Here is a 22907-nt window from a genome sequence, read left to right as displayed (position 1 = left end):
AAAAAGGCGCTAAATAAATTTAACGCCTTTTTTAATCAAGCTAATTTAAGCTATCGTCTGTTTAGCGATTACTTGCTTTTAGACTTATTTTTCTTGGTGCGTTTTTTAGCTTTAAGTTTCGCTTTCGCTGATACTTTATTTTTACCAGTCGCCGCTACTTTCGCTTTTTTCTTGGTTTTCGACATTGCAATTTTATTGTTTGGTTTCAAACCTTGAATTACACGACGCTTAATCGTTTCTTCAGTATAACGTTCAATTTTACCAAAGATACGTAGATCATGCGCTTCAACTAACGAAATTGCTGTGCCTTTCTTACCCGCACGTGCTGTACGGCCAATACGGTGAACATAAACTTCAGCACTACGTGGTAAATCAAAGTTAAATACATGGCTTACATCTTGAACATCAATACCGCGAGCGGCGACGTCAGTAGCAATCAGTACTTTTACTTTATCGTTTTTAAATTGGTTTAATGAACGAGTACGTTTCGCTTGATCCATTTCACCACGTAAATAAGCACACGGGATACCTTGAGACTGTAAATAGCTTACTAATTCAGCCAAACGTTCACGAGTTTTTACAAATACGATAGAACGAGTTGTGCTTTCGTCGCGTAACCAATGCACTAACAAGGCTTGCTTGTGTGCATGATTATCAACGTGATGCATTAGTTGGTGAATTTTTGCTTTTTCTTTACGTGAAGGATTAGCTGTAAATTCAGCTGGCTCTTTCAATAGTTCTTCAGCAAAACGCTCAATACCACGACCTTCTAGGGTCGCAGAAAATAGCATTGTTTGTTGACGACGAGTCATTTCATCAGTGATTTTTTTCACGTCATCATAAAAACCCATATCTAACATACGGTCTGCTTCATCTAGAATCAGTACTTCAACGGCTGCGCATTCAAATGCATCGCGACGGATATATTCTAATAAACGACCCGGTGTAGCGATGACAATATCAAGACTATTTTTTAATACTTCAGCGTGTAGCGCATAATCAACACCACCCGTTACCATCGATACTTTATGGTCAGTATAGGCAGCTAGCATTTTAGCTTGTTGGAATACTTGACTCGCGAGTTCTCGCGTTGGTGTCAAGATAAGTACTCGCCCAGGGCCTAATTCGCGACGTGGAAAGTCAAGAAGATGCTGAACAGCTGGTAATAAAAATGCCAGCGTTTTACCTGTACCTGTCGGTGCAGATGCAAGGATATCTCTACCTTCCATGGCAGTTGGCAATACTTGCTGTTGAATCAATGTTGGTCTAACAAGATTATTATCAGTAAGTGCTGCAATTAATTCAGGGTCTAGATCGAGACTTTCGAAGTCCATAAAACTACCGTATACAAGAGGTTAAAAAGGAAGATGAAGTTATCATTTGCTGTATTTAAACAAAGACACGTCAAATTTTTGATCGTTAATCAGACATTATGGCAGATTAGCGCCCTAGAGGGTATTAGTTTTCTACTCAAGTGACGAAATAATCGCGATTATAGTACTTATTTTTTGTTGGTATTATTGGCGCGATAGAATCGTTAATGGGGATATTTAAATACCCGATTGGTAATTATAGAGATTGATTATATTCATTAGCTTGGAGGCTATAATTTTGTTATCTTAGCTTCGTTGTTTTATTATTAAGGTACGTTTTCGATGAGCTCACATGGTCTACTTCCAACGCTATTATTGTATTCTACTACGCTGCTATTATCCCTGTCTCCTTCTATTCATGCCGCTGAAGATAAGTACTACTCTGAAAATGAAGGTGAAGGTAAGGTTTCAAATAAAGGTTATTGGGGTAAGAATCGTGGTCACGTAGGCGGTGAAGAGCAACGTAAACCATCACCTATAGTAGAAGAGCCTGAAGAACCAGAATTTACACCATTTGAATTTCCTGTACCACTTTATTCGAATCTTAGTTTTGGCATAACGTTACACAGTAATTATGATGATTACGAGAGGCACGGAACTTCCTTAGCGAGTAACCCTGGGATTGATTACGTAGTTGACGATATCTTTGCTGATGATCTTGTCTGGCAAGCGAATATAGATTACAAAAATGAAGATGTATTAGTCTCTAATGGTATTGGTATTTTACCTGAAGATAGCCTTATTGGTGTGGGTGTTAATGCTTTCTGGGATGTCGAGTTGAGCTCCGGTAACCACCGTTTATCGGTTGGTACTAAATACGATGACCCAAATTATATTTTTAATTTGTCATCGAATATTTATTTTCCCTTGTCTGGTAAAGGTCATAAAGATGACCTAGTTAACAGTGTGGATATTCGTGCCGAGGGCGCAATAACGACAACCGTAAAATTCCATAGTTCTTTTGAGTATTTCTTCGGTGATGATATTCAAATGAATGATGATTACGACCCTACTGACAATAGCCATAAATTAACAGTGGGTCTGGATTACACGCCAATCTCATTATTACAATTGGGGGCTGAAGCAACCAAAGTGAAAGAGCATGATGTTGGTTATGGTGTGTATCTTTACTTCAACTATGATCCATGGCGCCCATTTAGTGAACAGTTAGAGCTTATTTCTGATAATGATTTTTCTATGCATCAAATGATCCCATTCTCGCGTTCTAAAGTGCTTCCGCGTACTGCAAACTAGACTGATATATGCTCTGGGCCTAATGGTTTTTATAGTATTAAGCCTAGGAGCATAACTTCAGTTAATTTTTAAATTCAGTAATAGCAATTAGTATGTGGTTGTTAAAGCTGAGTATAGAATGAATGTAGCTATAGAAATAAAAAAGATTCCAGTAGCAAGCTCTAACTTATCAATGTGATTGTTTAGTACTTTCGCCGATAAGTTACCTAACTTAGCATAGAGTAAGTGGACCAGAAATGTGCAGCAAAGTAATATTGCTGTTAAGTAAAAACTCTGCGATACAGTATTGTCAGAAACGTTGATAAAAGTTGGCATTAATGATGTAAAAAATATAATCGTTTTAGGATTAAAAACAGATATTATTACACCAGAACAAACACCAAAATTGTTAACTTCATTTTCTTCTAATTTTGCCGTTTTAAAGTTTAAGATACACACTATGCCCAAGTAGAAGATATACATGCCTCCGATAGACTGTATTGCATGAAAGACGGTTGTGGAGCTCAGCATAATGATTGATAGACCATATATGGAAAGTAAGGCAACTGCGGCTAAGCCTATAATGATACCAACCATTAGGGGTAACGTTTTTTTTAACCCTGATTTTATGGACATGTTGATAACCGCTAGTGTACCAGGCCCCGGAGTGCCCGCAGCTAAAATACATGTCATCACGTAAGTCATATTATCAATACCCATAATTAATAATCCTTCTGTGCAATTAGCAACGTCATAGGCCAATTGAGGTAAAATAATTCCCCTCGCTGACTAATTCCTAGTATATCTTCTGCTACGGCGAGTGTGTCCGAATGTGCATATTCAGGTTTTAATGAAAGTAATGTACCTAGAAAAACGCCTATATCCTCCTTGCTATTAAATTCCCATTTGAGTTCAATATCTATCAACTCCATGAATTTCCAACCGGTATTTTTACATAAACTTTGAGCGTAATCGCGGCTTAAAAAGCTAACCTCATGACCCGTTGTACAAGCATGGGCTATATATGAATCAAAGAATTTAGCTACTGAATTATGTGTGAATATGTCTAAAATACAGCACTTAGCCCCGGGGACTGCTGAACGTGCTAATTCACGTAGTACTTTTTCTTTATTTTTGACATGATGAAAAGCGCCTCTGCTCCATACTTGATCAATTTTATCGTTTTGGGGTACAACAAAATTTTCAGCTGTTTCGCAATAAAATTCAATATTATTAAAGTGCGGGTTATTTATGAGTGGTAGCATTTGTTCCAGTGAAGGGTCGACTACGATTAGTTTTCCATTCGAACCAATTTCTTTTGAAATTACAGTACTAAAAAAACCACTTCCTGCACCAAGTTCAACAATCGTTGTATTGGCCTTCGGAGCTAAATAGTGATGCATAATCAATAGGTCTTCATTCCAAACATTTGGAAAACTACTAATCGCATCTTTGTATGACTTTGAACGTGATGTATTGAATTCTACTTCCATTTTTAATCTCTTATTACGGTTTATTTAAAATGGGTACTATGCCAATGATGATTTAATACTTATAGGATGATATTTACATCTCTCTTGATGTTAATGGCATTAATATATTATCCATCCGTATCGGTTATTTATTTTTTTCATTTAAAACAATGATATATGTTGTTAGGTTTTCGTTTTGTAGTAGTATGAAATTGACATCGTTAATGATTAAGTATGTTACTTAGGTGGATAGGGATATCTAGACAATGAAGAATGATACTGTAGGTTCAGAGTTTTCTCTTTTAGACTGCTTTGGTGGTATTGAATATGTAAAAGCAAGTTTTAAGGACCAGCACTTTTCAAAACATGTCCACGAAGGATATGCAATTGGTGTGATTGAACGTGGAGCACAACGATTTATAACTCGTGGAACGAAGCACATTTCTGGTGAAGGTAGCCTTGTGATCGTTAATCCTGATACAGCCCATACAGGGGAGCCTGCAAGTGAGGATGGGTGGAGCTATCGAGCCTTCTACCCTACACCTGAAATGTTTAATAGTGTTCTGTCCGATTTTCCCAATTTAGGTCATTGCGCCCCATACTTTAACAACCCTGTTATTTATGATAATAGCTTGATTGAGCATTTGCGGATGATTTTTGATTACGCAGATAATCACTATCCAAAACTACTGTTAGAAACACTGATATTTGCATTTTTTACAAAATTATTGATTAAAAGTAGTAAACGAAATATAAGCTTAGATGAAAGGGCTGCGAGTGATAAAATTTACATGGCTCGAGAGTATTTAGATGAGTATTTTGACCGTAACATTAGTCTAGATGACTTAGCTACTATTGGTAATACTAATAAATATACTTTAATTCGGCAGTTTAAGGAGCGATGGGGGATGGCACCGCATCAATACCAAGTTCAACTAAGAATACATCGAGCAAAGAGTTTGTTACGCACGGGAATTAAACCCGTTGATGTCGCTGCTGTATGCGGGTTTTATGATCAAAGCCACTTTTCATCACATTTCAAGAAGGCGTTAGGTACAACACCTAAATCTTACCGGAATTTCATGTACAAAAGGCAGTCTGTCTTAGCGTCTTTTGATAGGGGATAGATTTAGTTCAATGATGTCCATTTAGTGAACAGTTAGAGCTTATTTCTGATAATGATTTTTCTATGATCAAATGATCCCATTATCGCGTTCTAAAGTGCTTCCGCGTACTGCAAACTAGTGTAGAGTACCGTCATCGTAATAACGCGCAGATAAAAGTGTGGGTATACAGTGACAAATAAAAATGATGGTTTTAGTTTTAAACAGTTTCATGTTTCACACGCTGATTGTGCGATGAAAGTAGGAACTGACGGTATTTTACTTGGCGGCTGGGCGGATGTGACAACAACGCCCGAAGCACCGCTAACAGTACTGGATATTGGTACTGGTTCAGGCCTTATTAGTCTTATGTTAGCGCAACGCTGTCAAGGTGAGCTACAAGCAACCGCGATTGATATTGACGAATTGGCGTGCCAACAAGCAAAAAAAAATATTGATAACTCACCATGGGCATCTTCAATCGTAGTTAAACATGCTGCTTTGCAATCATTCACCCCGGCATGTAAAGATAAAGATACTAAGTTTGACCTTATCGTTTCTAACCCACCTTATTTTATTCATGGCCAAAGTTTTACCGATGATGCCCGCAAAATTGCAAGGCATACGGGAAGCTTAACGCATCAGGAACTCGTGGATTGTGCGCTGGAATTATTATCACCAAATGGACGTATAGCACTTGTGTTACCTTATGATGCTGGTTGTGATCTTGTTAATTACTGCCAACAATTAGGTAATTTACAAATGACGTGTCTGAACATAAAAACAACGCATACAAAGGCTTACAAACGTATGTTGATGAGTATTTCTCGAGGTCATAATCAATTGCAAAACCAGTCTCTTACTGTCCATCACCCAGATGGCAGTTACTCTCATGATTACCAGACCATCACTAAAGACTTTTATCTAAAAATGTAATTTCATTATAGTGCTGGCAGATTTGCTCTTGCACTTAATTACCAGATTGTTAGTATCGGTAATTAATGGGTGAGTGGCTGATATAAAATTCTTTACAAGAACATAATTATAATACTTTGTGCTACACCGGCTGGGGAGTATTTCTCCATGCTTACTTCACGGAAGAAGTTGATAAATGAAAACACAACAACATCTAAGCAGAGAGTATACTAATGACTACTAAGTTAAAAACAACTGATGTTTTAGCCATCGGTTTTATGACGTTCGCCTTCTTTTTAGGCGCGGGCAATATCATCTTTCCACCTTTAGCAGGTAATCTTGCTGGGCAATCATTTATGCCTGCAATGTTTGGTTTCCTTGTTACTGCTGTCGGTTTGCCCCTGATTACAATCATCGCAGTTGCAAAAGCAGGCGGTGGTTTAATTACTATGACACGCTTTTTACCGGCAATGGTCGGCACCGCGATTGCCGTGGCTATTTATGTCATTATCGGTCCAGCCTTTGCAGCACCAAGAACAAGCTTAGTTGCTTATGAAATGGGGATTAAACCTTTTCTAGGTGATGCCGCTAACGACACTACATTGGCTTTGTACTCTGTTATCTTCTTCATTATCACAGCCTGTTTCGCTTTAGGGCAAGGTAAAATGATTGATAACATCGGTAAGATCTTAACTCCGGCATTAATTATATTATTAACGGTATTAGCGATTGCGGTCTTTATCATGCCACAAGGTGATATTGGCGCGGCACGTGAAGCGTATGTTGATAGCCCTTTTACCAAAGGTTTCCTTGAAGGTTATAACACCATGGATACCTTTGCGTCATTAATGTTTGGTATGTTGATTATTAACGTACTTAAAAGTAAAGGTGTAACAGATAAAGCGGGTCAATTTAAATATTTAGTCATGGCGGGTTCTATCGCAGCAGCGGGTCTTGCATTTGTTTATATTTCATTATTCTACTTAGGTGCAACGAGCCAATCTCTTATTGCCGCTGGTGCTGATGTAAATGGTGCGATGATCTTAGCTACTTATGTACAAGCCTTATTCGGTATGCCTGGTCAGTACATCTTAGCGGCGGTTGTAACATTAGCATGTTTAACGACAGCAGTAGGCTTAGCAAGTGCGGTAGCAGAATTTTTCCATGAGTTAAAGCCACAATGGTCATACAAAATGCTCGTTATTATTAATTGCATCGCGTGTGCGATTGTAGCGAATGTTGGTTTATCACAACTCATTAGTATCTCGGTACCGGTATTGTTTGCGGTATACCCACTTGCGATTGCGATTGTTGCACTAATCTTATTGCAAGAACGTTTCCCTAATCCACAGTTTGCATTCCGTTTCGTTATGGTAGTTGCATTCATGTTTGGTATATTAGACGGCATGAAAGTAGCGGGTATTGCAATGAGTGGCTTTGAATTTTTACCATTGTTTGATCAAGGTTTAGCTTGGGCATTACCCACTGTACTTGCAATTATAATATCGATTGTTGCAATGCGTCCGCAAACGAATGTGAGTGTTGCTACAGCAAAATAGTCGGTCATATGCTCTAAATTAGAGTTGATTGTACTCATTTGAAATCCGTTCCTTCGTGAACGGATTTTTTATGTGATTTTTGTGTGACTAACGCTTTATAGCACTATAATGAGGTGGTTTGATGGGTAATGAACTGTGGCTAGCGTTGGCGATTGTATTGATTATCGAAGGTACTATGCCGATGCTAATGCCTAAAAAATGGCAGCAAATGCTTACCCTTATTACGCAGCTGCCCGCTGATAAAATACGCAAATATGCAGGTTGCCTGGTCGTAACCGGTATCGTATTATTGATTACGTTGTAATATAATTGTGCAACAGAACAACAAGTAAACTTATATTTTCTGGTTTTAATGAGATAGAAATCAAATTTTTTAAACATTTTGATTTAAATTTTGCTAGAATCCTCTTTTAACCAACAACCGCGACGGTATCATGGGAAAGAATGTAGTTATTCTCGGCACTCAATGGGGTGACGAAGGTAAAGGTAAAGTAGTTGATCTACTAACTGACAGAGCTAAATATGTTGTGCGCTACCAAGGTGGTCACAATGCTGGTCACACTCTAGTAATCAATGGTGAAAAAACAGTTCTTCACTTAATTCCATCTGGTATTTTACGTTCAAACGTTAAATGTATCATTGGTAACGGTGTAGTATTAGCACCTGATGCATTAATGACTGAAGTTAAAATGCTTGAAGATCGAGGCATCCCAGCTCGTGAGCGTATGCTTATCAGCGAAGCGTGTCCATTAATTCTGCCATATCATGTATCACTAGATGCTGCCCGTGAAAAAGCACTTGGCAAAAAAGCAATTGGTACAACTGGTCGTGGTATCGGTCCAGCTTACGAAGATAAAGTAGCTCGTCGTGGTTTACGTGTTGGCGATCTATTCAACATGGAACTGTTTGCTGTTAAATTGAAAGAAGTAATGGAATACCATAACTTCCAACTACAGCATTACTATAACGAACCTGAAGTAAGCTACGAAGATGTACTAGCACAGATGCACGAAGTTGCACCTATTCTACTAGACATGATCGTAGACGTAACTTCACTTCTTGATGATGCACGTCGCCGCGGTGATGACATCATGTTTGAAGGTGCTCAAGGTACGTTACTAGATATCGACCACGGTACTTACCCGTATGTAACATCATCAAACACAACTGCAGGTGGCGTAGCTACTGGTAGTGGTTTTGGTCCATGTCACATCGATTACGTTCTTGGTATAACTAAAGCTTACACTACGCGTGTTGGCTCTGGTCCATTCCCAACTGAACTTGATGATGAAATTGGTCATCACCTAGGTACTAAAGGCCATGAATTTGGTGCAACTACTGGACGTGAACGTCGTTGTGGTTGGTTTGACGCAGTTGCAATAAAACGTGCAATTCAGTTAAACAGCATCACAGGTTTCTGCCTAACTAAACTGGATGTATTAGACGGTTTAGAAACATTGAAAATCTGTACTGGTTACATGCAGCAAGACGGTTCAATCCTTGATGTGCCACCAATGGCTGCTGACGGTTATGAACTTGTTAAACCTGTATACGAAGAAATGCCAGGCTGGAGTGACGTAACATACGGCGCTACTTCGCTAGAGCAACTTCCAGAAGCTGCAATCGCTTACATCAAGCGTATTGAAGAAATTACGGGCGTGCCAATTCATATCGTATCAACTGGCCCAGATCGTAACGAAACAATGGTATTAGTTAACCCATACGACGTATAAGTCTGCCTGGTTAAACTGATAAATAAAAGGTCGCGTATGCGGCCTTTTTTGTATCTACAATTTATAAAAGCTACGTACCCTATAATCTTAGTTACCGTTTGTGGCCTAATGATTTACGGTAAGGCTGTAGTTTCAGGTACAAAAAAGCCGTTTGATTCTTCGCGATATCGAAGAATCAAACGGCTTTTTATTCACTAATCGGTTACTGCTTAATTACTGCGGTTTGCTGCAATGTAAGCTAGTGAGATCAGCGCTTGCTTGTATTCTGACTCAGGTAGTACTGCAATTGCTTGAACAGCTAAATCAGCTTCTTGCTGGGCTCTATCAAAGCAATAAGTAAGTGAGCCAGTACGGTCAAGTATCGCCAGAATGGCATCAAGATTATCCATGCCATTCATCTTCTCGATAGCTTCGCGTACCATTAATGCTTCTTGTTCGGTACCGTTCGCCATCGCATGAATTAATGGCAGTGTTGGTTTACCCTCTGCAAGGTCATCTCCAACGTTTTTACCCATCTCTTGAGCATCAGCTGTGTAGTCCATCACATCATCAATCAACTGGAATGCTGCACCTAAATGCACACCATAATCAATCATCGCTTGTTCGATGTGTGCCGGTTGCTCAGAGATAACCGCTGCAAGTTGCGTAGCGGCTTCAAATAGTTTGGCTGTTTTGTAGTAGATGACATCCATATAACGTTTTTCGTCAGTGTCTGCATCATTACAATTCATTAACTGTAATACTTCACCCTCAGCAATTACATTGGTTGCATCAGACAAAATATCGATAATTTTACTGTTATTGAGTTTTGCCATCATTTGAAAAGAGCGTGAGTATAAGAAGTCACCTACTAGCACGCTTGCCGCATTGCCAAATGCAGCATTTGCCGTTTCACGACCACGGCGCATATCTGACTCATCAACCACATCATCATGCAACAAGGTTGAAGTATGAATAAACTCGATGATAGCGGCTACATCAATATGTTGTTGCCCCTGGTAACCCAGCGCGCGTGCACTTAACGTTGCTATTAGTGGACGAATGCGTTTACCGCCACCATTTACAATGTAATAACCCACTTGATTTACGAGGGCAACATCCGATTGCAGTCGATCTAAAATGAGTTCATTGACAGCGTCCATATCTTGTTTTGATAACGCTTGAATGGCTTTAATATCCATGAGTATAAGTTCCGTGCTACTTTTTATAGTTATATGACGATTTGAAAAGCTATTGATAGCTATATAGATAACTAGTTCTATCTTGATTGTAGGCTACAAGCTGAAATGCCCGTCAAATTTATGTCGTAATTGTACACTAAATTGGAATTGCCGAAAGGATTAAGCAGCAGCGATTTACAACTTTACTGCTTATTTATATTTATTTTAAAAATCAGCTTGCCTAACCGGGGAGTTTTGAGTAGAATTCGCGCCATTGTTATAAATTATTATGACGTGTCGCTACCTAAGGTACGCTGGACACGAATCGGAGTCAGAAAACATGTATGCTGTTTTCCTAAGCGGTGGCAAACAACACCGCGTTGCTGAAGGTCAAACTCTTCGTCTAGAACTTCTAGACGTTGAAGCTGGTTCAAGCATCGAATTTAACGAAGTATTAATGGTAGCTAACGGCGAGAATATCGAAGTTGGCGCACCTTACCTTGAAGGTAAGAAAATCACTGCTGAAGTGGTATCTCATGGTCGTGCGGACAAGGTTAAAATCCTTAAGTTCCGTCGTCGTAAGCACTCTCGTAAACAGATGGGTCACCGTCAATGGTTTACAGAAGTTAAGATTACTAAAATCGCTTAATTAGGAGTACTAAAAGATGGCACATAAGAAAGCTGGTGGTAGTACCAACAACGGTCGTGATTCAGAAAGCAAACGTTTAGGCGTAAAACGCTTTGGTGGCGAATCAGTTCTTGCGGGTAACATTCTAGTTCGTCAACGTGGTACTAAATTCCACGCTGGTACAAACGTAGGCTGTGGTCGTGACCACACTCTATTCGCTAAAGCTAGCGGTAAAGTGCAGTTCGAAGTTAAAGGACCACAAAACCGTAAGTTCATTAGCATTGTAGCTGAATAATTTCAGTACAAACTAAGAATTTTTAAACCCCGCCTATATGGCGGGGTTTTTTTATTGCTAAAATAAATATTAGTAATAAAAATAGTAGTCATTGATCGAGATTATTTATCATACTTGCTGGTTAAGCTTGTCGAGTTATAATTCTCCATTGATAAAGTTGATAGCTGCACGGATTAATTTATTGATTCAACTATTTTACGGATGAAGTGATCTTACTGGTTAAGAGATCGATTACTTAATCCGTGCAACTAACTGCATTCCTAATTTGTAGGAGCGATAGCGAAATGAAATTTGTAGATGAAACCCGAATCAAAGTTGAAGCCGGTGATGGCGGTAGTGGTTGTGTAAGCTTCCGCCGTGAAAAATATGTTGCTCGTGGTGGCCCTGATGGTGGTGACGGCGGCGATGGCGGTCATGTATATATGATTGCAGATGAAAACTTAAATACGCTAGTCGATTTTCGTTTTGTCCGCTTCCATAAAGCGGAACGTGGTGAGAATGGTCGTCCTAAAGATCAAACGGGTGCTCGTGGTGAAGATATCACTTTACGTGTTCCTGTTGGTACGCGTGTAGCAGATGATGATACTGGTGAAGTTATTGCCGATCTTGTTATGCACGGTCAACGTAAAATGGTTGCTAAAGCTGGTTTCCACGGTTTAGGTAACACTCGTTTTAAAAGCAGTGTAAACCGTGCACCTCGTCAAAAGACACTAGGTACACCAGGTGAAGTGCGTAACTTACGTTTAGAACTAATGTTACTTGCTGACGTCGGTTTATTAGGTTTACCAAATGCTGGTAAGTCTACTTTCATTCGTGCGATTTCTGCTGCGAAACCAAAAGTTGCAAACTACCCGTTTACAACATTAGTGCCTAACCTAGGTGTAGTAAGTGCAAGCCCAGAGCGTAGCTTCGTGGTTGCCGATATCCCAGGTCTTATTGAAGGTGCTTCTGATGGTGCTGGTCTAGGTATCCGTTTCTTACGTCACTTAGAACGTTGTCGTTTAATGGTTCACATTGTTGACCTATTACCTGAGAACATGAGTGATCCAGCTGAAAACGCAAAAGTTATTGTTAGCGAACTGGAAAAATACAGTGCCAAGCTAGCAGCTAAAACATGTTGGTTAGTATTTAACAAAACCGATCTTGTATTAGATGAAGAAGCTGAAGAAACAATTAAAGCGGTAGTGGCTGCGATTAATTGGGAAGGCGAAGTTCATACTATGTCTGCTTCAAGTGGTGTTGGTACCAAAGACCTTGTTCGCGCTATGATGGAACAGATTGAGTCTATGCCTCGTCCTAAGATCGAAATGCCGGTTGAAGATGATGGCGATGTTGGCTTCTTATGGGATGAATACCATAAAGACCAAATTGCTAATCACGCCGTTATTGAAGATTGCGATGATGATGACGATTGGGATGATTGGGACGAAGAAGATGACGGTCACGTTATCTATGCTCGTGACTAAGCCTAATTAAACATTACGTTTATATTAAAATACCAGCCATGTGCTGGTATTTTTTTATCTAAAATTATACTTTTAGGCGTTTGGTCCATAATTTGCACTGAAATCATGGTTTTACATAATAAACGTATGCTTTAATGACAAAAAACTTTCAATTCAACTCAAATTAGCAGATAATCCCGCCCGTTCACAAAGTGAATATAGCAGGTAATAATTACCTATATTTTAAATCCGGTTATTTAATAATTGTCAGCTTAGAACTTTCCACTTTTCCGCTAAGCGATAGCCATTTATTAAATATCCAGTCACCTTAGTTTGTATCTATCAGTTGCATTAAAGAGCAATAAGTACAGACAGCCACTGTCATACAGTGAGTAAGGTGAACGAAACAAAAAGTGAGTACCTTAATGAATACCGCAAGTCAGTCTACCTCTGCTTCAACGAACACTTCTACTTTTGCAACTTTGATGGAAAAGTTGTTTAAGTTAAAAGCACATAATACGACAATTAAAACAGAAGTAATGGCAGGTTTAACTACTTTTGTCACCATGGCTTATATTCTATTTGTTAACCCTGATATTATGTCGATTGCGGGCATGGATTACCAAGCGGTATTCGTTGCAACAGCACTTAGTGCAGCAATTGGCTGTATCTTCATGGGTCTTTATGCGAACTGGCCTGTTGGTCTAGCGCCAGGTATGGGGCTTAATGCCTTTTTTACCTTCGCTGTTGTAAAGGGAATGGAATATACTTGGGAAGTAGCATTAGGTGCTGTATTTATTTCAAGCATCGTATTTGTCATCATGAGTGTAACGAAACTACGCGGTTGGATTATCGATAGTATTCCAAGCAGTTTACGCTACGCAATGACAGCGGGTGTTGGTCTGTTCTTAGGTATTATTGGTTTAAAAGCAGCTGGCATCATCACTGCAAGCCCTGCAACGTTAGTGACACTGGGTAACTTTCATGATCCTAAAGTTATCTTAGGCTCACTCAGCTTTTTAATTATCGCTATCTTAGCAACACGTAAAGTATTCGGTGCGGTATTAATCGGTATTGTTATTACGACGGCAATCAGTGTGGTAATGGGTTTAGTCAGCCTACCAGATCAAGTCGTATCACTACCAACTGGCTTATCTAAAACATTCATGAAAATGGACGTAATGGGTGCGTTAGACGTATCTATGGTCAGTATCATCCTCGCATTCTTATTTGTAAACATGTTTGACACGGCTGGTACCATGATTGGTGTCGCTGAAAAATCAGACATGTATAACAAAGATGGCAAAATTGAAAACCTCAATAAAGCATTAACTGCAGACAGTGTTGCAAGTGTTGCGGGTGCGATAATTGGTTGTCCGCCGGTAACAACTTACATTGAAAGTAATGCGGGTATTGCTGAAGGTGGTCGTACAGGCTTAACGGCAGTTGTTGTTGGTCTACTATTCTTAGCGGCAATGTTTTTTGCACCAATAGCTCAGGTTGTACCAAGTTTCGCAACGGCTGGCGCGTTAATCTATGTTGCTTTCTTAATGGTTGGTAGCCTACATAAAGTGAACTGGGGTGAGTTCACAGACTACGTTCCTGCTGCAATCACCGCTATTATGATGCCACTAACGTATTCAATCGCTGATGGTATCATCTTAGGCTTCTTATCATTCACTATCATTAAGCATTGCACAGGTCGTTCTGCTGATGTGTCTTTAGGTATGAATGTATTAGCTGTTGTATTCATCGCGAAATTAGCATTTATCTAATGCGTTAGACTGCCAATCATTGACGGTGCCTGTGTTACCGCTAATGTGATCGCAGCTAATAGATAAATAAGTGCCAGCTGAGTATGCGCTATTCGTGTATATTAGGCTGGCATTTTTGATCTTCAAACCCTGTAGGTGTTGCCCCTATGACCTTAAGTGTTACACTTTCCTTTCATTCCATTTTATCTTAGCGGGGCAGAATGCCAAAATTAGAATCTCAATGTTGCCCAGAACCACAATGTAGTGCTGAATTACCTGCATTAGATGATCAGCATATTGCTTCTCTCGCGCATCTCTTTCATTTGTTAGGTGATGAAGGCCGTATTCGCTTAGTACTTGCCTGTATGGCTGGACCTGTTCCTGTTTCTGAGTTATCAGCAGTTACTGGGATGTCACAATCACTGACCAGCCACCATTTACGTCATTTACGTGAAGCGCGTATTTTACGCTCTGAACGTCAAGGTAAACAAATCCTTTATCGATTGGATGATCACCATATTCGTCATGTGGTACATGATCTGGCTTGCCACGTGACTGAGCATGCATAATTTTTATTCGAAATCCTAGCTTAAAGGTTTTATTTTAAAGAGAGTGCCATGCGAAACCTATTTATCGAATTTTTAACCCAACTTGGTTGTGCCGATCGCGCGCATGACATCGACCATATTGAGCGTGTTGTTGCAACCGCTAGACAGCTAGGTGCGTGTGAAGGGGCTGAATTGGCTATTTTAGAGCCCGCCGCTTGGTTGCATGATTGTGTATCGGTTGCGAAAGATCATCCACAACGCAAGCAAGCCTCTTTATTAGCAGCAGATCGTGCCGTGGCATTCTTACAAGAGATAAATTACCCTCAGCAATATCACCAAGCTATTCATCATGCCATCGTCGCACATAGCTTTAGCGCGAATATTACGCCGGAAACTTTAGAGGCGAAAATATTACAAGATGCTGATCGTATGGATGCACTTGGTGCCATTGGTATTGCCCGCTGTATTTTAGTCGGTGGTAAGCTTAATCGTCAGCTCTATAGCAGCATTGATCCACTCTGTGTTGATCGTGAGCCAAATGACGATGTGTACACGCTCGATCACTTCTTTACTAAGTTGCTGATGTTGGGCGAGAGTATGAATACACAGGCTGCAAAGGCGGAAGCAGAGCGACGCAGCGTGTATATGCGTGATTTCTTAGCGCAGTTACAGTCTGAACTACTGACGCACGAGTAGAGAGTTAAAACTTAAATATAGCGCTTAAGAACATGACTGCTAACTCATTTTTCGTGAACAATAACGAATGAGTTAGCTTTTTTTTGTAAATACACTTGAATGAAATTTAATATGAATATATATTTATATGTAAGTTAACTGGCTTGAACGCTTTAACTGTTATTTATATTACTAACTTTGATTCAATTCTATTTACGAGGATAAACGCATGTCATGTAAAGGCAATACTGCAACAGCAGTCGCATCAAAATCAAATCCAGGATGTTGTGGTAGTGATCACAGCAAAACACACGTACACGAACATCAACATACAGATGAGCATAATGTAACATCTGCAAGTAGCGATTCTTGCTGTGTACCCGCAGAATCAAACGAGATTATTGCTGACGACGAGGAACCCGAGTCCAGTAGCTTAACTGCCCGTTTATCTTGGTTAGTCACTGGCATGGATTGCCCAAGTTGTGCCCGTAAAGTAGAAAAAGTCGTTCAAGCATTACCACAAGTAAAGCAATGCCGTGTTGCATTCGCCACCGAAAAACTACTTGTTGATATCGAAAAAAACACCAATAGCAATACTGTTGATAACATAAAAGAAGACGTTATTAATGCTGTTGTGAAGGCTGGCTTTAAGTTACAAGAAGCAGGTAAAAAAGCGAAAAATGTAGAAGAAGATAACTCGCTATCACAAAACATCCGTGAACATTGGCATGCGATTACGTTAGTCAGTGCCATCGTTATTGCCGCAATCCTAACGCAATTTAACAGTGATGCAAGTCAGTGGATTTTTACCTTCGCCAGTGTATTTGGTGTGATTCCAGTTATTAATCGTTCGATTAAATTAGCACGCTCTGGAACCCCGTTCGCAATCGAAACCCTCATGTCTGTCGCGACAGTCGGTGCCCTTATTTTAGGGGAAACTGCGGAATCAGCGATGGTATTAGTGCTGTTTATGATCGGTGAAAAACTGGAATCGTTTGCCGCAGGTAAAGCACGTAAAGGCGTTAAATCATTAATGTCATTAGTGCCCGAAGAAGCAACGAAAATCGTGGGTGATCAACGGGTATTAGTCGCTGCCAGTGATTTACAACCGGGAGATGTAATTGAAATTAAACCGGGTGATCGCCTACCGGCTGATGGTGCGTTACTTGCCTCTGGTATTAGTTTTGACGAAAGTGCATTAACTGGTGAGTCAGTACCTGTTGAACATCAGACCGACGATATTGTGATGGCGGGGAGCTTAGCGGTTAACCGTGTTGCGCAATTACGTGTTGTGTCAGAATCAGGTAATAATGCGATTGACCGTATTCTACACCTGATTGAAGAGGCGGAAGAAAACAAAGCACCAATTGAACGTTTCCTTGATAGATTCAGTCGTTGGTACACACCTGCAATGATGTTATTAGCATTAGTTGTTGTGATTGTGCCACCATTATTGTTTGACGGCGATTGGACTGAGTGGGTATATAAAGGGTTAACATTGTTACTGATTGCTTGTCCTTGTGCTTTAGTTATATCTACACCTGCAGCAGTGACATCTGCATTATCTGCAGCCAGTAAACGTGGCGTATTAGTGAAAGGTGGTGCAGCGCTAGAGCAGATTGGCCGTATCCAACAAATTGCCTTTGATAAAACCGGTACATTAACGCAAGGTGTACCCGAAGTTACCAGCATAGTTAGCTTTATTGATGATGAAAATAAGGTATTACAGCTTGCTGCGAGTATTGAACAAACCTCAAATCATCCATTAGCAAAAGCGATATTAACGCATGCGAAACTAAAATCAGTCGCTTTGTTAGCGGTTAGTAATGACCAGACATTAGCGGGCTTGGGTGTGCAAGGTGAAGTACAACTGGGTGAGTCTGTACAGTTAATTAAGTTATTAGCCCCACATCACATGACCGTACACCTAGCGCAACTTCCTGAGGTTAGCAGTGCTATTGTAAACCTCGAAAATGGCGGAAATACTACAGTTGTAGTGCTGCAAAATGAGGTAGTCATCGGTTTAGTTGCATTGGCAGATAGTATTCGTGACGATGCACGTGAAGCGGTAGAAAAATTGCAAAAGCTCGGTATTAATACCGTGATGTTAACGGGAGATAACCGCCGTACAGCGAAAGTAATCGCCGATTCGCTAAGCATGGAATATCGTGCAGAGCTATTACCAGAAGATAAATCACGTATTGTTGGTGAACTTAACCAAGGTAAAGATACTGCAATGGTGGGAGATGGTATTAACGATGCGCCTGCAATGAAGCGTGCAAAACTTGGTATTGCGATGGGTGGTGGTACAGATGTAGCGTTAGAAGCGGCAGACGTAGCATTAATGCATAACCGATTAGTTGAATTGCCACACATGGTTGAGCTTGGTCAGGAAACATTGGCTAATATTAAACAAAATATTACCTTGGCGGTTGGGCTTAAAGCTGTGTTTTTGGTGACGACATTACTTGGATTCACAGGACTGTGGGTTGCTATTCTAGCGGATTCAGGGGCCACTGCACTTGTTACAGCTAATGCATTAAGACTATTACGATTTAATGGTAATAAATAATACGTTTTAACGGTAAAAATAAATAGTACATTTTGTTCTATACTTAAAAAAGCTCATCAAACCTAGTTTGGTGAGCTTTTTATTTGATGTTTAATTTACTGTAATACAGGTCTTCATCGGCTATTTTAAATAAACTCTCGATCGTTTCACCTGTTCGCCACGTTGCCGAACCAATTGCAGAGGTGATCTGAAATTCGCTCAGTAGTGAGTCATTCTTAATTTCAGCGTCAATACGCTCTACGACTAAGCGAGTTGATTTTTCTGATGCTGGCTGCAAGATTATTGCAAATTCATCGCCACCTAATCGGAATGCGACATCACTATTACGGATACTACGCTGCAATACGCGTGCATAATGTTTCAAAATACGATCACCAAATTGGTGGCCATAAGTATCATTGATACGCTTGAAATCATCTAAGTCAGTAATCAATAACGCCATGTTGGATTTATGACGCTGGCATTGGCTATAAGAACGTTGAATGTTTTCATCAAAACTCGCGCGATTATCTAAACCGGTTAAATGATCTTTCATGATCCTAATTTGCATTTCTTGTAGCATTAAGGCGTGCATGAGATTAGTGACCAACAGTTGATGTAATTCTTTTAATACGCTGAGCTCATTAATTTGTAATGGTTTGACTGAGCTATATACCAACGAACCCAAATCTTTACCTTGTGCCGTCAAATGATAGTGTTGTTGAAAAACGGCGTTGCAGTCAGTCTTTAATTGGATATTGTTGGCTGCCTCAGTAAAGCTTAAACCGGTAAAGCGGACATGCTGTGCCGCTATTGCGGCAAAATTATATAGCAAAGAATTGACGTCTAGGCTAGTTTGTAATTTTTTTAACGTGGCAATGGTTTGCGCCAAGCTTAACTTTTGTTGTCGCTTTGGCGTAGTAAGTCCATAATTAGTATGCATTTTGGGGGCGTTTATGATGCTTAAATTATCCATTTTAACCTCAGTCAAAAAAATCACTAGTCTAGTGTGATGTTAAATTATGCATATTGTGTACCATATTTTAAAAATTCAGGGTTAATTAATGCGGATCTTTGTTATTGATCCTTTGGTCAACTTGTTAAATCGGGAGCTAGTACATATTCTTTAGTGGCATTGTTTTTTATTATCTTAGTCACGCTATTGATGGCGTTCATGTAACTGATTAAGGAGGAAAATGATTTGTTTATTGATATCATTCAATTACTTTCTCTTGCGGTTGCACTCGTGGCGTTATTCCAACGTATTCACTTACCGCCTATTCTCGCATACCTTGCTACAGGTATGATTGCTGGGCCTTATGGCTTTCAATTAATTGTTGAACAAGCTGATATTGAACTGTTTGCTGAATTGGGCGTTGTTTTCCTCATGTTCTCATTAGGTTTAGAGTTCTCACTGCCGCGTTTATTATCGATGCGACATTTAGTTGTGGGGCTTGGTGGTGGGCAAGTGCTGAGTGTTGGCGTGCTATTTATGCTGCTCGGGTTGTTTGTTTCACTCTATTGGGCGCAAGCATTTGTCGTTGCATCTGCGATGTTAATGTCATCAACTGCTATTGTGATCAAGCAGTTAGCTGAATCGAAATTACTGAATAGTCGCTTATCTAAGCTCTCTATCAGTGTGCTGTTATTTCAAGATATCGCGGTGGTGCCTTTCCTTATTATGATCCCTTTATTGGCGCAGCAAAGTGGCGATGTCATGCTGATTGCCGAGCAAATGGGTTGGGCAATGGTCAAAGGTCTATTCGCGGTATTTTTGATCTTATCTGTGGGACGCTGGATATTACCAACCTTGTTTAAAGAGATAGCTTTAATTCGTTCTGATGAACTTTTTGTCATGTCGACATTATTAGTAGCCTTAATCGCAGGGCTTATGACCCATTGGTTAGGTTTATCTATGGCATTGGGCGCTTTTTTAGCTGGTATGATGTTAGGTGAGGGGCCTTATCGCCATCAACTCGAAGCTGATATACGTCCATTTCGTGATGTATTAATGGGACTCTTCTTTATCACCATCGGTATGCTGCTTAATTTACCGAGCTTAATCGAGGATTGGCCTCGTTTAATTATCGTGCTTGTGGTGATGATGTTAAGTAAGATTATCCTGGTGTTTATACTTGCTAAATGGCTAGGGGAAAGTAGCAGTAATGCGCTCAGTACAGGCTTAGTATTAGCGCAAATGGGGGAGTTTGGTTTTGTTCTATTGGCGTTAGCAGGAAAATTGGCATTATTACCTTTACCGTTAATTTCGACCCTTGTTGGTGTTGGGGTTATCAGTATGGCGATAACACCTTGGCTCATTGATTGCCATCAGGGAATCGTGCGGCGGTTATTATTTCAGTCTAAACCTAAACGTAAAAGTGGGCTATCACCACCACTTCCTGGGCAATACAGTGATCATGTGATCGTTTGTGGTTATGGCCGCAGCGGGCAAACTATCGCGCGTTTTTTAAAAATTGAAGGTATCCCTTATACTGTTATCGATCGTGATCCTGTTCGTGTACAAGAAGCCTTAAATGGTGGTGAAAAAATTGAATTTGGTGATGCCAGTCGCCGTGAAATTCAAATGATGTTAGGTGCAGAGAAAGCTAAGTCGATTATTATCACATTCAACGATACCGAGAAAGCCATTGAGTTGTTAAAGGTAGTTAAACCATTAACTGATGCGAAGGTATTAGTACGTACCACTGATGACTCCAATATACAGATGTTACATAACTCGGGGGCGACTGATGTGGTGCCTGAGTCCTTAGAAGGGAGTTTAATGATGGTCTCGCATGTATTGGCTATTTCTGGTGTACCAATTAAACGTATTTTGAAACGCTTACAGCATGAACGAAAGGGGCATTATAACCATTTACACGGTTTTTATTTTGGTGGTGAAAGCAATGTGTCTTTTGAAGAAAGTGAAGCGTTAGAGCGGTTACACGCGATCCGGCTTGAGTTTGGTGCTTACGCGATTGGTAAAACAGTCGCAGAAGTGAAATTAAAAGAAGTCAGTTACCGTGCAGTGCGCCGACAAGGAATTGAGTTGACTCAAGTTCATCAAGACTTTATTTTTGAAGTGGGTGATGTGGTACTGGTTTGTGGGCCTTCTCGTTATGTAAAGCGGGCGGAACATTGTTTGTTAGGTGGTTGGGCTGGCTAGATTATATATTTAAAAAAGCCCTTAATTCCTGTTCTTGTTTTAATACATCTTGATAGCCTAAGCGCATTAATTCACGCGTATAGTTTTGTTCAAATATCAGATAAGACGTAATTGAAGAATGGCTGTGTTCATTTACCCCTATGGTGCGTAATAGCATTCGGATGGTGATGGGTAATTCGTAAAAGTATTCATCGGCAATGGCATTAATATCATGTTCATTGGCTAAGTGGAATAAGCCAATCTGTTTTATATTTAACGTTGATAGTTGTGATTCTGGAGTTAATGTTAGGGTGTCATTAATACGTTTTAACCGTTCAATGTCAGAGTTTAAGGTATCGGTAAAAACGGTATCGAGTAGATGCCCTGCGATATCGGCACCTGATGGAGTCTGGCGTAATTCTCCAGGTTTAAGCTTTTGTGGTGGTTGTTCTGCACCGATCACCAGTAACTTCTCTGCGCCAAGGTGGATGGCGGGGCTCAATGGTGATAGCTGATGTACGGAACCATCACCATAAAAATCATGGCCTATTTGGGTACAAGGGAAGACCAAAGGGATAGCGGAAGACGCTAATAAATGGTGGGCGTGTAACTGTGTTCGTAACCCACTGCGACGGGCGCGTTGCCATTCTTGTAATTGCTGATTACCTTGAAAAAAGCTGATGGAATCACCGTTGCTATAATCAGATGCGGTGATCGAAATCGCATCTAGGTGTTTGCGTTGAATGTTAATGTCGATACGGCGCATATCCAAATAACGATCCAGCAGTTTACGCAAGGGTTTGTTGTTAAACAGGGATACCGGTTGTCGCACCACGTGTGGCGACTGGAATCGTGATAAAAAGGTAAGTAACAAGTGCCGTGATATTTCGTTAAAACTGCATTGAAATACTTGGTTGGCGTGGAAGTTATTCCAGATGTATTCGAGCTTTTTAACCCCCAAGCGAAAGCAACTGGCGTAGCAAGCTATCGCACAACTGTTGATGGCCCCTGCTGATGTACCAGTGATTACTTTAAAAGGTGTACCGTGATTACGGGGATAAAACTCCGCAATGGCTTTTAGCGCACCGACTTGATACGCGGCCCTTGCGCCACCTCCTGTCAATAATAGTCCTTGTTTAGTCCCTGCCATAACAAGCCAAATCCATAGATAAAATTCTGTTTAATCAAAGAAGAAATATCCTCTATTAATTATTGTTAAAGACTCACTGCTTCGCCAAATTAATACTGTTGGATAGGGGGATTTCTAGATGTTCGCGCTTTCAGACACGAAAAAGCCAAGCAGATGCTTGGCTTTGAT

General features: G+C 40.2%; 20 protein-coding genes. 14 read left to right on the top strand and 6 right to left on the bottom strand.

Annotation, left to right across the window (positions count from 1 at the left end):
• Nucleotides 1-68: 68 nt before the first annotated feature.
• On the bottom strand, nt 69-1334 hold the full coding sequence (gene srmB / locus HWV01_RS19545; protein WP_211673112.1) for an ATP-dependent RNA helicase SrmB: 1266 nt from the start codon (nt 1332-1334) through the stop codon (nt 69-71).
• A gap of 321 nt (nt 1335-1655) precedes the next feature.
• Here srmB and HWV01_RS19540 point away from each other — a divergent pair, with 321 nt between their 5' ends.
• Nucleotides 1656-2627 carry an inverse autotransporter beta domain-containing protein gene (locus tag HWV01_RS19540; RefSeq protein ID WP_211673111.1) on the top strand — a complete coding sequence of 324 codons (972 nt, stop codon included), beginning with the start codon at nt 1656-1658 and terminating at the stop codon, nt 2625-2627.
• Between the two features lie 87 nt (nt 2628-2714).
• On the opposite strand, the gene HWV01_RS19535 is transcribed toward HWV01_RS19540, so the two are convergent.
• Together HWV01_RS19535 and HWV01_RS19530 are read right to left on the bottom strand one after the other, a co-directional pair.
• Nucleotides 2715-3326 carry a LysE family translocator gene (locus HWV01_RS19535; RefSeq protein ID WP_211673110.1) on the bottom strand — a complete coding sequence of 204 codons (612 nt, stop codon included), beginning with the start codon at nt 3324-3326 and terminating at the stop codon, nt 2715-2717.
• Nucleotides 3327-3328: 2 nt separating this feature from the next.
• Nucleotides 3329-4099 carry a class I SAM-dependent methyltransferase gene (locus tag HWV01_RS19530; RefSeq protein WP_211673109.1) on the bottom strand — a complete coding sequence of 257 codons (771 nt, stop codon included), beginning with the start codon at nt 4097-4099 and terminating at the stop codon, nt 3329-3331.
• A gap of 245 nt (nt 4100-4344) precedes the next feature.
• Here HWV01_RS19530 and HWV01_RS19525 point away from each other — a divergent pair, with 245 nt between their 5' ends.
• The 5 genes from HWV01_RS19525 (at nt 4345) to HWV01_RS19505 (ending at nt 9388) form a co-directional block, all read left to right on the top strand.
• Nucleotides 4345-5205 carry an AraC family transcriptional regulator gene (locus tag HWV01_RS19525; RefSeq protein ID WP_211673108.1) on the top strand — a complete coding sequence of 287 codons (861 nt, stop codon included), beginning with the start codon at nt 4345-4347 and terminating at the stop codon, nt 5203-5205.
• Nucleotides 5206-5373: 168 nt separating this feature from the next.
• Entirely contained in the window at nt 5374-6117 is a 744-nt protein-coding gene (locus tag HWV01_RS19520; protein WP_211673107.1) for a tRNA1(Val) (adenine(37)-N6)-methyltransferase, read from the top strand.
• Between the two features lie 212 nt (nt 6118-6329).
• Nucleotides 6330-7655, top strand: a complete 1326-nt coding sequence (gene brnQ, locus HWV01_RS19515; RefSeq protein ID WP_211673106.1) for a branched-chain amino acid transport system II carrier protein — start codon at nt 6330-6332, stop codon at nt 7653-7655.
• Nucleotides 7656-7776: 121 nt separating this feature from the next.
• A complete protein-coding gene (locus tag HWV01_RS19510) occupies nt 7777-7959 on the top strand; it encodes a DUF2065 family protein (protein WP_211673105.1) in 183 nt (60 codons plus the stop codon).
• 130 nt (nt 7960-8089) lie between these two features.
• Nucleotides 8090-9388 carry an adenylosuccinate synthase gene (locus HWV01_RS19505; RefSeq protein WP_211673104.1) on the top strand — a complete coding sequence of 433 codons (1299 nt, stop codon included), beginning with the start codon at nt 8090-8092 and terminating at the stop codon, nt 9386-9388.
• A 209-nt stretch (nt 9389-9597) separates the two neighbouring features.
• Here HWV01_RS19505 and ispB read toward each other — a convergent pair whose 3' ends face one another.
• The gene (gene ispB / locus HWV01_RS19500) at nt 9598-10569 is read right to left on the bottom strand and encodes an octaprenyl diphosphate synthase (protein ID WP_211673103.1); all 972 of its coding nucleotides are present in this window, start codon (nt 10567-10569) and stop codon (nt 9598-9600) included.
• 319 nt (nt 10570-10888) lie between these two features.
• Here ispB and rplU point away from each other — a divergent pair, with 319 nt between their 5' ends.
• The 7 genes from rplU to HWV01_RS19465 all read left to right on the top strand — a co-directional run bounded on the left by rplU (nt 10889) and on the right by HWV01_RS19465 (nt 18465).
• Entirely contained in the window at nt 10889-11197 is a 309-nt protein-coding gene (gene rplU, locus HWV01_RS19495; RefSeq protein ID WP_006034531.1) for a 50S ribosomal protein L21, read from the top strand.
• A 16-nt stretch (nt 11198-11213) separates the two neighbouring features.
• Nucleotides 11214-11471, top strand: coding sequence for a 50S ribosomal protein L27 (rpmA, locus tag HWV01_RS19490; RefSeq protein WP_019441736.1), 258 nt, complete (start codon nt 11214-11216; stop codon nt 11469-11471).
• Between the two features lie 284 nt (nt 11472-11755).
• The gene (cgtA, locus tag HWV01_RS19485; RefSeq protein ID WP_211673102.1) at nt 11756-12937 is read left to right on the top strand and encodes an Obg family GTPase CgtA; all 1182 of its coding nucleotides are present in this window, start codon (nt 11756-11758) and stop codon (nt 12935-12937) included.
• Nucleotides 12938-13341: 404 nt separating this feature from the next.
• Nucleotides 13342-14691, top strand: coding sequence for an NCS2 family permease (locus HWV01_RS19480; RefSeq protein WP_211673101.1), 1350 nt, complete (start codon nt 13342-13344; stop codon nt 14689-14691).
• Nucleotides 14692-14891: 200 nt separating this feature from the next.
• The gene (locus HWV01_RS19475; protein ID WP_211673100.1) at nt 14892-15239 is read left to right on the top strand and encodes a helix-turn-helix transcriptional regulator; all 348 of its coding nucleotides are present in this window, start codon (nt 14892-14894) and stop codon (nt 15237-15239) included.
• A gap of 48 nt (nt 15240-15287) precedes the next feature.
• Nucleotides 15288-15914 (top strand): HD domain-containing protein, encoded by a 627-nt coding sequence (locus HWV01_RS19470; RefSeq protein WP_211673099.1) that lies wholly within the window; start codon nt 15288-15290, stop codon nt 15912-15914.
• Between the two features lie 208 nt (nt 15915-16122).
• A complete protein-coding gene (locus tag HWV01_RS19465; RefSeq protein WP_211673098.1) occupies nt 16123-18465 on the top strand; it encodes a zinc/cadmium/mercury/lead-transporting ATPase in 2343 nt (780 codons plus the stop codon).
• 79 nt (nt 18466-18544) lie between these two features.
• Here HWV01_RS19465 and HWV01_RS19460 read toward each other — a convergent pair whose 3' ends face one another.
• Nucleotides 18545-19420 (bottom strand): GGDEF domain-containing protein, encoded by an 876-nt coding sequence (locus tag HWV01_RS19460; RefSeq protein WP_211673097.1) that lies wholly within the window; start codon nt 19418-19420, stop codon nt 18545-18547.
• Nucleotides 19421-19645: 225 nt separating this feature from the next.
• On the opposite strand from HWV01_RS19460, the gene HWV01_RS19455 reads away from it, so the two are divergent.
• Nucleotides 19646-21610 (top strand): monovalent cation:proton antiporter family protein, encoded by a 1965-nt coding sequence (locus HWV01_RS19455; protein ID WP_211673096.1) that lies wholly within the window; start codon nt 19646-19648, stop codon nt 21608-21610.
• A 1-nt stretch (nt 21611) separates the two neighbouring features.
• On the opposite strand, the gene HWV01_RS19450 is transcribed toward HWV01_RS19455, so the two are convergent.
• Nucleotides 21612-22739: a patatin-like phospholipase family protein gene (locus HWV01_RS19450; RefSeq protein ID WP_211673095.1), complete on the bottom strand. Its 1128-nt coding sequence runs from the start codon at nt 22737-22739 to the stop codon at nt 21612-21614.
• Between the last annotated feature and the right edge of the window lie 168 nt (nt 22740-22907).

Origin of the sequence: Moritella sp. 5 (assembly GCF_018219455.1) — a bacterium.
Lineage (GTDB): Bacteria > Pseudomonadota > Gammaproteobacteria > Enterobacterales > Moritellaceae > Moritella.
Note: the sequence above shows the minus strand (reverse complement) of the source record. Positions and strands in the feature narration are given on the sequence as shown.

Excerpts from the sequence above, each read along its gene's own strand:
- srmB (WP_211673112.1), bottom strand. The coding sequence starts at position 1,334 with ATGGACTTCGAAAGTCTCGATCTAGACCCTGAATTAATTGCAGCACTT.
- HWV01_RS19540 (WP_211673111.1), top strand. The coding sequence starts at position 1,656 with ATGAGCTCACATGGTCTACTTCCAACGCTATTATTGTATTCTACTACG.
- HWV01_RS19535 (WP_211673110.1), bottom strand. The coding sequence starts at position 3,326 with ATGGGTATTGATAATATGACTTACGTGATGACATGTATTTTAGCTGCG.
- HWV01_RS19530 (WP_211673109.1), bottom strand. The coding sequence starts at position 4,099 with ATGGAAGTAGAATTCAATACATCACGTTCAAAGTCATACAAAGATGCG.
- HWV01_RS19525 (WP_211673108.1), top strand. The coding sequence starts at position 4,345 with ATGAAGAATGATACTGTAGGTTCAGAGTTTTCTCTTTTAGACTGCTTT.
- brnQ (WP_211673106.1), top strand. The coding sequence starts at position 6,330 with ATGACTACTAAGTTAAAAACAACTGATGTTTTAGCCATCGGTTTTATG.
- HWV01_RS19510 (WP_211673105.1), top strand. The coding sequence starts at position 7,777 with ATGGGTAATGAACTGTGGCTAGCGTTGGCGATTGTATTGATTATCGAA.
- HWV01_RS19505 (WP_211673104.1), top strand. The coding sequence starts at position 8,090 with ATGGGAAAGAATGTAGTTATTCTCGGCACTCAATGGGGTGACGAAGGT.
- ispB (WP_211673103.1), bottom strand. The coding sequence starts at position 10,569 with ATGGATATTAAAGCCATTCAAGCGTTATCAAAACAAGATATGGACGCT.
- rplU (WP_006034531.1), top strand. The coding sequence starts at position 10,889 with ATGTATGCTGTTTTCCTAAGCGGTGGCAAACAACACCGCGTTGCTGAA.
- rpmA (WP_019441736.1), top strand. The coding sequence starts at position 11,214 with ATGGCACATAAGAAAGCTGGTGGTAGTACCAACAACGGTCGTGATTCA.
- cgtA (WP_211673102.1), top strand. The coding sequence starts at position 11,756 with ATGAAATTTGTAGATGAAACCCGAATCAAAGTTGAAGCCGGTGATGGC.
- HWV01_RS19480 (WP_211673101.1), top strand. The coding sequence starts at position 13,342 with ATGAATACCGCAAGTCAGTCTACCTCTGCTTCAACGAACACTTCTACT.
- HWV01_RS19475 (WP_211673100.1), top strand. The coding sequence starts at position 14,892 with ATGCCAAAATTAGAATCTCAATGTTGCCCAGAACCACAATGTAGTGCT.
- HWV01_RS19470 (WP_211673099.1), top strand. The coding sequence starts at position 15,288 with ATGCGAAACCTATTTATCGAATTTTTAACCCAACTTGGTTGTGCCGAT.
- HWV01_RS19465 (WP_211673098.1), top strand. The coding sequence starts at position 16,123 with ATGTCATGTAAAGGCAATACTGCAACAGCAGTCGCATCAAAATCAAAT.
- HWV01_RS19460 (WP_211673097.1), bottom strand. The coding sequence starts at position 19,420 with ATGGATAATTTAAGCATCATAAACGCCCCCAAAATGCATACTAATTAT.
- HWV01_RS19450 (WP_211673095.1), bottom strand. The coding sequence starts at position 22,739 with ATGGCAGGGACTAAACAAGGACTATTATTGACAGGAGGTGGCGCAAGG.